7 protein-coding genes are annotated in these 12,176 nt (G+C 66.8%); 3 read left to right on the plus strand and 4 right to left on the minus strand.

What is annotated here, in order from left to right; all coding sequences use genetic code 11:
• Positions 1–159: 159 nt before the first annotated feature.
• The 3 genes from mgtA (at position 160) to ACQR10_RS19035 (ending at position 4,839) form a co-directional block, all read left to right on the plus strand.
• Complete coding sequence (mgtA, locus tag ACQR10_RS19025) at positions 160–2,721, plus strand: magnesium-translocating P-type ATPase (protein ID WP_316217475.1); 2,562 nt, start codon at positions 160–162, stop codon at positions 2,719–2,721.
• Between the two features lie 147 nt (positions 2,722–2,868).
• Positions 2,869–3,792 (plus strand): DMT family transporter, encoded by a 924-nt coding sequence (locus tag ACQR10_RS19030; protein WP_316217476.1) that lies wholly within the window; start codon positions 2,869–2,871, stop codon positions 3,790–3,792.
• Between the two features lie 114 nt (positions 3,793–3,906).
• Positions 3,907–4,839 (plus strand): DMT family transporter, encoded by a 933-nt coding sequence (locus tag ACQR10_RS19035; protein WP_316177627.1) that lies wholly within the window; start codon positions 3,907–3,909, stop codon positions 4,837–4,839.
• A gap of 24 nt (positions 4,840–4,863) precedes the next feature.
• Here the strand turns inward: ACQR10_RS19035 and ACQR10_RS19040 are convergent, their stop codons facing one another.
• From ACQR10_RS19040 to serA, 4 genes are all read right to left on the minus strand, one after another.
• A complete protein-coding gene (locus ACQR10_RS19040) occupies positions 4,864–6,549 on the minus strand; it encodes a methyl-accepting chemotaxis protein (protein ID WP_316217478.1) in 1,686 nt (561 codons plus the stop codon).
• A gap of 118 nt (positions 6,550–6,667) precedes the next feature.
• Complete coding sequence (ftsH, locus tag ACQR10_RS19045; protein WP_316177624.1) at positions 6,668–8,524, minus strand: ATP-dependent zinc metalloprotease FtsH; 1,857 nt, start codon at positions 8,522–8,524, stop codon at positions 6,668–6,670.
• Positions 8,525–8,654: 130 nt separating this feature from the next.
• Positions 8,655–10,322 carry a mucoidy inhibitor MuiA family protein gene (locus ACQR10_RS19050; RefSeq protein WP_315803495.1) on the minus strand — a complete coding sequence of 556 codons (1,668 nt, stop codon included), beginning with the start codon at positions 10,320–10,322 and terminating at the stop codon, positions 8,655–8,657.
• A 192-nt stretch (positions 10,323–10,514) separates the two neighbouring features.
• On the minus strand, positions 10,515–12,104 hold the full coding sequence (gene serA, locus ACQR10_RS19055; RefSeq protein ID WP_315803325.1) for a phosphoglycerate dehydrogenase: 1,590 nt from the start codon (positions 12,102–12,104) through the stop codon (positions 10,515–10,517).
• Positions 12,105–12,176: the final 72 nt, after the last annotated feature.

The raw sequence follows: 12,176 nt of genomic DNA on the forward strand, positions 1-12,176 counted from the left end.
TCCATTCCTCGGGTGCGGCCGTCAGCCCGCGGCGCATTGCCCGCAAAGCTAGGGGATCGCGGCAGCAGGATGTTGCGCTAGGTCAACCGGCGCACGATCCTTCATGCAAATCAGACAAGATGACCATCACCAATCATCCACGAACATGAACGGATGCATGTGAGCACCGATACGAGCCCCGGCCTGCACCGGTTCTGGCGGCTGTCGCCTGCGCAGGCAGCCGCAGCGCTGGGCTGCGACCTGAACGGCCTCGGCGGGGCCGACGCCGGGCAGCGGCTGCAACGCTACGGCCGGAATGCCGACTCCCCATCCCATGTCGTGGGGCCGATGCGCGCCGTGCTTCGCCGCCTGCTCGAGCCGCTATCGCTGATCCTGCTGGTGGCCGGCATCATCTCGATGGTGACGGGCGACGTGATCGGCGGCGCCATCATCGTCCTCATCCTCACGCTGTCGATCGGGCTCGATACGGTTCAGGAGGGGCATGCCGTCAAGGCGGCCGAGGAGCTCCGCCGCTCCGTGGCCCTGAAGGCCGAGGTCAAGCGGGACGGCGTCTATCGCGAGATCGACGTCGACGCCGTCGTTCCCGGAGACATCCTGCGCGTCCGCGCGGGCGACATCGTTCCTGCCGATGCGCTGATCATCGAAAGCAAGGCCTTCACTGCCGGCGAGGCGGCGCTGACGGGAGAGCCCTATCCCGTGACGAAACAGGCCGGCATTCCCAGCGATGAGAACGACACGTCGAATGTGCTGTTTCGCGGCTCAGTGGCCCAGACCGGAGAGGCCGTCGCGATCGTCGTCAACACCGGGCCGAACACGATGTTCGGCGCTGCCGCCTCGGCGCTGGCCGAAGCGCAGGCCCGCACGCCGTTCGAGCGCGACCTGCACGAATTCGGCCTCGTCATCGCGCGGCTGACGCTGGCCCTGGTCGTGATCGTGCTCACGGTGCGCGTCGTATTCGGACGCGATGTGCTCGACTCGCTGCTGTTCTCGGTGGCGCTGGCCGTCGGACTGACGCCCGAGCTGCTGCCGATGATCACGACCGTGACGCTGTCGCGCGGCGCGCTCCGGATGGCCAAGCGCAAGGTGATCGTGAAGCGGCTCGCGGCGATCCATGATCTCGGCGCGATGTCGGTGCTGTGCACCGACAAGACGGGAACATTGACCTCAGCCGAGATCACGCTGGCCCGAAGCATCGCGCCCGACGGCAGCGACGACCCGCGAGCCGCGGAGCTCGGCGCGATCGCTGCCGCACTCGGCGGTGATCGTGGTTCGCTCGACACCGCGCTCATCGCCGGCGCGGACCTTGAGGTGGCAGGATGGACACTGGGCGGACAGCAGACCTTCGACTTCTCGCGCCGGCTCGGCTCGGTGCTGGCGATCCGCGGGGCAGAACAGATCCTGATCGTGAAGGGCGCGCCGGAGGCGGTGATCGAACTGTGCACGCAGCAGCGGCAGGGCAGCACCGTCGCGCCGCTCGACGACAGCGGCCGCACCGACATGCGCGAGCGCGTCCACGCGCTGGCGCGCGAGGGCCTGCGCACGGTCGCCATCGCGTCACGGCCCTGGACCGGCGTGCCGCGCGAGATCGAGACCGATGACGAGCAGGAGCTGATCTTCGAGGGTCTGTGCGCGTTCGCCGATCCGCCCAAGCCGACCGCAGCCGCGGCCATCGCGCAGCTTGCGCGCGCCGGCATCGCGCTGAAGATCCTGTCCGGCGACGATCCGGTCGTGGTCAAGCGACTGGCCGGGCTGGTCGGGCTGAGAGCGGATCGCGTGCTGTCCGGCAGCGACATCGCCGAGCTCAGCGACGATGCGCTTGCGGTGCAGGTGCGTTCGGCCGATGCGTTCGGCCGGCTCGCCCCCGATCAGAAATCGCGCATCGTCAAGGCGCTGCAGGCCTCGGACCACGTCGTCGGCTTCCTGGGTGACGGCATCAACGACGCGCCGGCACTGAAGGTGGCCGACATCGGCCTGTCGGTCGACGGGGCGACCGGCGTGGCGCAATCGGCCGCCGACATGATCCTGCTCGCCTCCGATCTCGAGGTGGTCGCCGACGGCGTGGAGGAAGGACGGCGCACCTTCGCCAACATCCTGAAATACGTGCGGATGGGCGCGAGCTCGAATTTCGGCAACATGCTGTCGATGGCGGTCGCCTCGATCATGCTGCCGTTCCTGCCGATGCTGCCGACGCAGATCCTGCTCAACAACCTGCTCTACGATCTCTCCGAGCTCGGCATCCCGTTCGATCGTGTGAGTCCGCAGGCCACCGCGCGGCCGCAGCGCTGGGACATGAAGCGGCTGCTGCGCTTTGCCGCGATCATGGGCCCGCTGTCATCGCTGTTCGATTTTCTCACCTTCGGCGCACTGCTGTATTTGTTCCACGCGACGCCCGACGAGTTCCGGACCGCCTGGTTCCTCGAATCGATGGCGACCCAGATCCTCGTCATCTTCATCATCCGGACCAACGGACGGCCATGGAGCAACCGCGCCGATCCGATGCTGACGGCGTCGTCACTGACTGCGCTCGCCGTCGCGCTGGTCGTGCCCTTCACCCCGGCCGGCGCCTGGTTCGGCTTCGTTGCGCCGCCTGCCATCGTCTTGGCCGCCATCGCCGCTCTCGTCATCGTCTATCTGCTGAGTGCGGAGCGTCTCAAATCCGTCGCGGTCCAATCCGGACCCCGGCGACGGCACCGTGGACATGCCCCGCATGCCGGCTCCTGAAGACGATCATCGCTGCATGGTCGCGATGCATCTGCCCTCTTGATAGGCAGCTGCAATTGGTGTCTGTCGACCCAGCCGGGGAGAAACTTCGGCCTGGGATCGCCGGGCCGATTGCCGCGGCGCATCAACCGGGTCCTACAGCGCCGCATGTCTGCCGCCGACCGCACCGCGTCCGCCGCGCCCGGCTGGATCGCCAACCAGCCCTACGTATTGCTGAGCATCACGGCGCTGTGCTGGGCCGGCAACTCGATCGTCGGCCGGCTCGCCGCCGGCCACATCCCGCCGGTGACGTTGTCGTTCCTGCGCTGGTCGTTGGCCTTCCTGCTGATCCTGCCGCTCGCCTGGAAACAGCTGCGCCAGGACTGGCCCGCGATCCGGTCGCGGCTCGGCATCATGATCGCATTGTCCGTGACGGGCATCGGCGCCTTCAACACGCTGCAATACTGGTCGCTCGAATATACGCAGGCCCTCAACACCCTGCTGCTGCAGTCGGCTGGTCCGCTCATCGTGGCAATCTGGTCGATGCTGCTGCTGCGCGTGCACCTGACCCTGGCGCAGGCCATCGGCATCGTGCTGTCGCTCGTGGGCGTGCTGCTCATCCTGACCCGCGGTCACCCCACCGCGCTGGCCGACATCAGCTTCAACAGAGGGGACCTGATCTTCCTGCTGGCGATGGCGGTGTTCGGCTTCTACTCGGTGCTGACGATCAAGCGGCCGCAGATCCACGGCCTGTCGATGGTCGCCTTCACCTTCGGCTGCGGTGCAGCCAGCCTCATTCCGCTGCTGATCTGGGAACTCCACGCGCGGCCGGTCATGGCGTTCGACGCGCAGAACCTGTTGTCGCTGCTCTACGTCGCGATCTTTCCTTCGACGATCGCCTATCTCTGCTTCAACCGCGGCGTGCTCCTGATCGGCGCCAACCGCGCCGCGCCGTTCTTTCACGTGGTGCCGGTGTTCGGCTCGATCATGGCCTTCGTGTTCCTCGGCGAGCAGCCGCAGATCTTCCACGTGATCGGCTTTGCCCTGGTGCTGGCCGGCGTGTTCGTGGCGTCGCGCAAACAGGCGACGTGAGACGCTGCTCCCGGGCGACGGCGCCTGCATGGCACCAATCCCCGGCGGCGCATTGCGCAGCGCCGCGATTTGGCCCACCTTGCGTCCTCCCCCCGCCAGAGCGTCCCGCCTCCCTTGCCCGCCGACGACATCAAGCCATCATCGCCGCTCGCCTGGCTCAACAACCAGCCTTACGTGCTGCTCACGCTGGCTTCGCTGTTCTGGGCCGGCAACATCGTGCTCGCGCGCTACGTCGCCGGGCACGTGCCGCCGCTGACGCTGTCGTGCATCCGCTGGATCGGGACCTTCCTGATGCTGTGGCCGTTCGCACGCACGCACCTGGCGCGCGACTGGCGCACGCTGCTCGCGCACTGGCCGCTTCTGCTGCTGCTGGCGCTGACCGGATTCGCGATCAACAACGCGCTGTCCTATTGGGCCATGCAATACACCCAGGCGCTCAACGGGCTGCTGATCCAATCGTCGACGCCGCTGTTCGTGGCGCTGTGGTCGTTGCTGCTGTTCGGCGTCAGGCTGAGCCTGGCCCAGTTCGCAGGCATCGCGATGTCGCTGAGCGGCGTGCTGGTGATCCTGACGCGCGGCGATCTCGGTGCGCTCGCGGGCATCCAGTTCAACCGCGGCGACCTGATGTTCGCGGGCGCATTGCTGGTGTTCGGCCTCTACTCCGCCGCCATGACGCGGCGGCCGGCGGTGCACCAGTTGTCGCTGATCTCGTCCTGCACGGCGCTCGGCGCCGTTCTGCTGCTGCCGCTGGCGGTCTGGGAATATTCCTCCGGGTTCGTGCTCGCGCCCGACCTGCTCTCGATCGCGACGCTCGGCTATGTCGTCGTCTTCGCCTCGACGCTGGCCTATCTGTTCTTCAACCGCGGCATCAGCCTGATCGGACCGAACCGCGCCGCGCCGTTCCTGCACCTGGTCCCGTTGTTCGGCTCGGTGCTGGCGATCCTGCTGCTCGGCGAGGAGCTCAGGCTGTTCCACCTCATGGGCTATGCGCTGGTCATCGCGGGCGTGATCATCGCCTCGCGCACGGGCGGCCCCAAGATGGCCTGAGCGTGGGGTCCGTTCCAAGCCGCCTCAGGCCGTTCGCACCTTTGCCATGAAGCCATCGACGGCCTGCTGCAGCAGGCCCGACTGGCTGTCGAGCTCACGTGCGCTCGACAGCACTTCCGAGGCGGCCATGCCCGTCGCTTCCGCCGCCTTGGTGACGCCGCCGATATGGGCGCTGATCTCGTTGGAGCCGGCCGCGACCGACTGGATGTTGCGCGCGATCTCGCGCGTCGCGTCGCCCTGCTGCGCGATCGAGGTCGAGATCGAATTGGTGATCTCGCTCATCTGCGCGATGGTCTGGGTGATGCCGCTGATGGCGGTGACCGCATCCTGGGTCGAGGTCTGCATCGCCGCGACCTGCGCCGAAATCTCCTCGGTCGCCTTCGCCGTCTGGTTGGCGAGCGCCTTCACCTCCGAAGCGACGACCGCAAAACCCTTGCCGGATTCGCCGGCGCGGGCGGCTTCGATCGTGGCGTTCAGCGCCAGCAGGTTGGTCTGCGCTGCGATCGAATGGATCAGCTTGACGACCTCGCCGATCTTCTCGGCACCGGTCGACAACACCTGAACGGTGGCATTGGTGCGCTCCGCGTCGCCCACGGCTTTGCTCGCGATCTCGCTGGAGCGGGCGACCTGGCGCGAAATCTCGTTGACCGAGCTCGACAGCTCCTCGGCCGCGGCGGCGACCGTGCCGACATTGTCGTTGGCGCTCTGGGTGGCGGCGCTGACGGTCGAAGCGCGCGAGCTGGCATCGCTCGCGGTCGAGGTCATCGACTGCGCGGTGTGCTGCATGCCCTCGGCCGCCGACGCCACCGAGCGGACGATGCCATTGACGCTGCGCTCGAAGTCGGCTGCGAGGTTCTGCATGGCCGCGGTCCGCTCGGCGGCCGCGCGCTGCTGGGTGGCGGCCTCGGCCTGCTCGAGCTCGCGCATCCGCAGCGCGTTGTCCTTGAAGATCTGGACGGTCGCGGCCATCCCGCCGATCTCGTCGCCGCGGCCGACACCGGGAATCTCGCCCTCGAGCCGGCCGTCGGCGATCTCGCGCATGCGGACGCCGAGACGATCGAGCGGCACGCTGATGCTGCGGCTGATCAGCCAGGCGATCCCGCCGGCGACGACCGCGATGCCTGCGCAGGCCATCCAGATCAGCCATTTCAACGGCTTCATCTTCGCGTCGAGATCGTCGACATAGACGCCGGTGCCCACGAACGTATTCCAGCCGGGAATCATCACCGCATAGGAGATCTTGCGGGTCGGCTGCTCCTGACCGGGACGCAGATATTCGTAGTGCAAGGTGACTTCGCCATCCTTGGCAACGCCGTCGCGCAGCTCGACGACGAGCTTGCGGCCGTTGAGCTCGAAATCGATCACGTTCGAGCCGCGCTGCTTCGGATCCTGGGACAGCACCACATTGCCGTCCATCGTATAGGCGAACAGATAGCCCGTGCCCTTGTCGAAGGTCATCGTTCTCCCGCGATCGACGAACTCGTCGAGCGCAGCCTCCTTCGTCAATTTGCCGGCTTCGACATCCTTGATGAGGCCGAGGGCCATGTTACGCGCGGTCTCGACGATCGCCCGGCACTGTTCGATGCGGGCATTGACCATCTCCTTTTGCATCAGAGTGCCGGCAAACGTACCGGCCGCGGCAAGGCCCAGCATCGCGACGCCGACGACGATGGCGAGCTTGGGGGCAATCTTCAGGTTGTTCAGCAGCACGCAAAGAACTCCGCCCGGTCCCCGATCGACGGCCTCGATCTGTCAAGGTGAGCTGCCGGTTAACTGATCAGGTGATGGTTAGAGTTCGGTTGCGAACGCGCCCCCGTAGAAACCCGGATCAGCTCGGGACAACGGCATCCGGGGCCGGGACCGCGGCGGAGGCGGGCCGCAATGGCGCGAACTCCTCGGCGGTCAGCGTCTCCTTGGCGATCAGGAGGGCGACGCCGCGCTCGAGGTCCGGGCGATGGCTTTCGAGAATCGCCCTGGCACGGGCATCGCCGTCTGCGATCAGATCCCGCACCGCGAGGTCGATCTCGCGCCCGGTCTCCTCGGCCGCCGACACGATCTGATCCTGCGGCTGCAGGAACGAGATCTGTGGACGCGGCGCGTAAGTGCGCTGCCCGACAGTCGCATCCATCCCGTATTTGGTGACCATCTCGATGGCGATCTCGGTCGCGCGCTGCAGATCGTCGGCGGCGCCGGTCGACACGTCGCCGTCGAAGATCAACTGCTCCGAGGCGCGGCCGCCCATCAGGACGGCAATGCGGTTCTTCAGCTCGCTGACCGCGAGCAGAAAGCGATCCTCGGTCGGGCGCTGCATCGTGTAGCCGAGCGCGCCGACACCGCGCGGAATGATCGAGACCTTCTGCACCGGATCGACGCCGACGAGATTGGCCGCGACCAGCGCGTGGCCCATCTCGTGATAGGCGACACGGCGGCGCTCGGCGGGACTGAGCACGCGGCTCTTCTTCTCGATGCCGGCGACGATGCGCTCGATCGCCATCGTGAAATCGTCGAACGTCACCTCGTGACCCTTGCGGCGGGTCGCCGCGATCGCCGCCTCGTTGATCAGATTGGCGAGGTCGGCGCCGGTGAAGCCGGCCGTCAGTGCCGCGACCTTGTCGAGATCGACGCTGTCGGCGACCGTGATCTTGCGGACATGCACCTTGAGAATTGCGAGCCGCCCGCCCCTGTCAGGACGGTCGACCAGCACCTGGCGATCGAAGCGGCCGGCGCGCATGAGCGCGGGATCGAGGATCTCCGGCCGGTTGGTGGCGGCGAGCAGGATGACGCCGGAGCTTGGGTCGAAGCCGTCGAGCTCCGCCAGCAATTGATTGAGCGTCTGCTCCTTCTCATCGTAGCCGCCGAGTTGGCCACCCGCGGTTCGGCTGCGGCCGAGCGCGTCGAGCTCATCGATGAAGATGATGCAAGGCGCGGCCTTGCGGGCCTGCTCGAACAGATCGCGCACGCGGGCAGCGCCGACGCCGACGAACATCTCCACGAACTCGGATCCGGAGATCGAGAAGAACGCCACCCCCGCTTCGCCCGCCACCGCGCGCGCGAGCAGGGTCTTGCCGGTGCCGGGCGGGCCGACCAGCAGGATGCCCTTGGGGACGTGTGCGCCGAGCCGGCCATAGCTCTTCGGATCCTTCAGGAACTGCACGACCTCCTGCAGCTCGAACTTGGCCTCGTCGACCCCTGCAACATCGGCGAAGGTGACCTTGGTGTCGGTCTCGACATAGACCTTGGCGCGCGACTTGCCGATCGACATCAGACCGCCGAAGCCTTGGCGGTCCATCACCTTGCGGCCGAGGAACACCCAGATGAGATAGAACATCAGCGCCGGCACGACCCAGGACAGCAGCGTCTGGATCAGCCCGCCCGAGGGCACGCCGGTCACCTTCACGCCCTTCGCGGCGAGCTTCTCGGCCAGCGGCGGATCGACGCGCGCGGTGATGAACGACGTCTTGCCGTCGGACTGCTTGTCCTTGAACTTCCCCTGGATGGTGTCCTGGCTGACCGACACCTCGGAGATCTTGCCCTGCTCGATCAATTGCTCGAACTGGCTGTATGGAATGGTCTCGACCGTGTTGTAGGTCGTCAGCAGCCACTGCAGCAGCAGCATGCCGACGCCGGCGAGGAAGATGTAGCCGACGGCGACGGCCTGCTTGCGGGTGTTCGGGTCGGATTCCATGTCGGCGCTCTCGGTCGAGATTGATCACGGCCGGACAGGACGTGATCAACGGGGTTCCACTCGCGCATAACAGGACCGGGACCGGGCGGCTTGTCATGGATCAAGCGGCACCAGTCCCCCCGCCCGGCACTCAGCCCGACGGCTGCATCACGATCGACTTGTCCTTCGGCCAGCGCACGCGCCAGGCGAAGGCGATATCCTTGGTCTCGCCGGGTTTGGCGTCGATCACCCATTCGACGACGCCACGCCGGTCGCGGACGTTGGTCGAGACCGGCGGCGTGGTCGCAGGAAGCATCTCGACCGTGATCTCTTCGTTCTCGCTGACCGGCAGCTGATCCTGGATCGCGACCTTGACCGGGAAATCATGCGCGTTGCGGACCGTCGTCTTGAAGGCGCGCTCGTCGATCTTCGCCGTCGTCACGATCAGGCCGGCCGAGCCTTCGTTGCGCTTGACGACACTACGCTCGACCTTGACCTTGTCGTCGGCCCCGAAGCCGAGACGAACGGGCTCATCCTTGCCCGCGGCGGCCAATTTGCTGGTGCCGACGAACATGCCGTCGCGATAGATCGAGACCTTGCCCGGCAGCAGCGGCGCGTCCTCCGCCTGTGGGAAGCTCGCTTCGAGATAGGCGGTGGGATCGATGACGGGCGCGGAACGGATCGTCAGTTCGGGCGTGATCGTCGCGGTGGAGATGCGCAGGCTCTTCGCGCCATCATTGGCACCGACGCTGACGCGTCCGGGAAGACGGAAGACGGTCTGGAAGGCGCTGATCTCCGCGACCGTCTGCTGCTCGACGGCCTTGTCCGCGACATCTCCGAACGTCGTCCCTCCGTTAAAGCGAAACTCCTGCCGGCTCTCCATGAGTCCTCGTGCCGCGCTCACGGCGGCCGGCTTCGGCGCTGGCGGTGGCGGCGGCGGATATTGCGCGATGATCGTCCTGAGCTCGGGCGCACTGCCGCCGCGTCCGGTCCGCACCGTCGAAACCGTGAGCGCGACCTCGGGCCAGTCCTCGCCGGTGGCCTGCTGGATCTCGGCGCGTCGCACCAGCTCGAGAGCCGGTTTGTGGTCCTTCGCCGACGTGTCGAGACGCGCGTCATAGAGCGGCACCCAGCGGGCATTGCGCACCGCGTAGGTCACGCGCAAGGTCGCCTTGGTCGCTGCCGCCGCCGACAATTCGATCCGCACCTCCAGCTTGCTCGGGGGCTTCGTCGTGAGATTGTCCTGCAGGCGCGCGATCTCGCGATCGATGTCGCGCTGCTTGCGCTCCGCATCACGGATCGCCGCGTCGGCCTGTCCGACCTCGTCGGCAACGGCGGCGAACGCGGCACGCCATTCCGTGATCGGACGCGCCTCGCCCTTCTCGCCGAGCCCGGCCGGCGATGCCTCGGCAAAACGCTCGGCAAATTTCTTGCGCGCAACAGCCGCTGCAATCGCGCCGTCGAGATTGGCACGCTCGTCCTGCAGCGCTTCGATGCGCTTGTCGATGTCGGGCAGGTTGACGGGCGGCGCCGCACGCGGCGGCTTGGCGTCGACGGTGCCGATCACGAGCTTGGTGCCGGCCTCGCCTTCCACGCGCAGCGAGGACGCATCGAGGCCGAGCGGGAAGTCCTTGGCGATCGCGGTGCTGTCACCTGCGGGAAGGTCGAGCGAGATGACCCGGGTCACCGTCGCGCCATCCGGATAGACCGTCACGGCATCGACGGTGGAGGTCGTATCGACGTTTGCCGCATGGCCGGGCACCGCCGTCAGCGCAGCACCCAGGACGAGACCCGTGGCAAGCAGGCCCTTGTTTCGCATGGTCATCACTTTCTCCGCAGCCCAACGCCCACGGGACCGGGTCAGCCGGTCCTTCATCGGGCGTTAGACGCAGGGAAAGAAAGCCGGGTTCAATCGACGGCTTGAAGGGCCGGTCGCTCGATGGCCCTTCAGAGTCGCAACGGCGACAGGGCCAGAGGCCGCGCCGCCGTTGCAACTCATCTCATCGGACGATCAGAACGCCAGCGCCTTGGCCTGCTTGACCTGCGGCAGCGCCTGGATCTTGGCGAGCAGATCGGCCGGCACCGCACCGTCGACCTCGACCAGCGCGATCGCGTCGCTGCCCGGCGCGACGCGGCCGAGATGGAAGGTCGCGATGTTGATCTTGGCATCGCCCAGGAGGCTTGCGAACTTGCCGATGAAGCCCGGCTTGTCCTCGTTGGTGACGTAGATCATCGACTTGCCGAACTCGGCGTCGACACGGATGCCCTTGATGTCGACGAGGCGCGGCTTGCCGTCGGCGTAGACCGTGCCCGACACCGCGCGCTCCTGGTGCTCGGTGGTGACCGCGACCGTGATCAGGCTCTCATAGTCGCTCTCGCCGGCGCGCAGCACCTCGTCGACGATCATGCCGCGCTCCTTGGCGATCACCGGCGCCGACACGACGTTGACCTCGCCCAGCATCGGCCGCAGCAGTCCGGCCAGCACCGCCGAGGTCAGCGCCCGGGTCTTCATCTCGGCGACGTGGCCTTCATAGGTGATCTGGATCTTAGTGATGCTGCTTTCGGTGAGCTGGCCCGCGAACGAGCCGAGCTTCTCGGCGAGCGCGATGAACGGCTTCAGCTTGGGCGCTTCCTCGGCCGTGATCGACGGGAAGTTGATCGCGTTCGAGATCGCGCCGGTGAGCAGGTAGTCCGACATCTGCTCGGCGATCTGCAGCGCGACGTTCTCCTGCGCTTCCGTGGTCGAGGCGCCGAGATGCGGCGTGCAGATCACGTTGGCATGGCCGAACAGCGGATTGCTGGTGGCCGGCTCCTCGGCGAACACGTCGAGCGCGGCACCCGCGACATGCTTGCTGTTGAGCGCCGCGAGCAGCGCCTGCTCGTCGATCAGGCCGCCGCGGGCGCAATTGATGATGCGCACGCCCTGCTTCATCTTGGCGATCGCCGCGGCATCGATGATGTTGCGGGTCTTGTCGGTCAGCGGCGTGTGCAGCGTGATGAAATCGGCGCGCTTCAGCAGCTCCTCGAGCTCGACCTTCTCGACGCCGAGATCGAGCGCGCGCTCCTCGGTGAGGAACGGATCGAAGCCGATCACCTTCATGCGCAGGCCCTGCGCACGGTCGCAGACGATCGAGCCGATATTGCCGCAGCCGATCACGCCCAGCGTCTTGCCGGTGATCTCGACGCCCATGAAGCGGTTCTTCTCCCACTTGCCGGCCTGGGTCGAGGCGTCGGCCTGCGGGATCTCGCGCGCCAGCGACAGCATCATCGTGATCGCATGCTCGGCGGTCGTGATCGAATTGCCGAACGGCGTGTTCATCACGATGATGCCCTTGGCGGTTGCCGCGGGGATTTCGACATTGTCGACGCCGATGCCGGCGCGGCCGATCACCTTGAGCCGCTTGGCGCGCTCGATGATCTTGGCCGTGGCCTTGGTGGCGGAGCGGATCGCAAGGCCGTCATAGTCGCCGACGATGTCGGCGAGCTTGTCCTTGTCCTTGCCGAGATTGGGCTGGAAGTCGACCTCGATGCCGCGATCCTTGAAGATCTGCACGGCGGCGGGCGAGAGCGCATCAGAGATGAGAACTTTGGGTTTGGTCATGACGATGTTCCTTCACGCCTCCGTCTCGGAGGGGCGGCGCACGGCGCCGGAATGAGGTGAAAGCTGCAGGGT

It is taken from the genome of Bradyrhizobium sp. HKCCYLRH2060, assembly GCF_051168135.1.
Classification (GTDB): domain Bacteria; phylum Pseudomonadota; class Alphaproteobacteria; order Rhizobiales; family Xanthobacteraceae; genus Bradyrhizobium.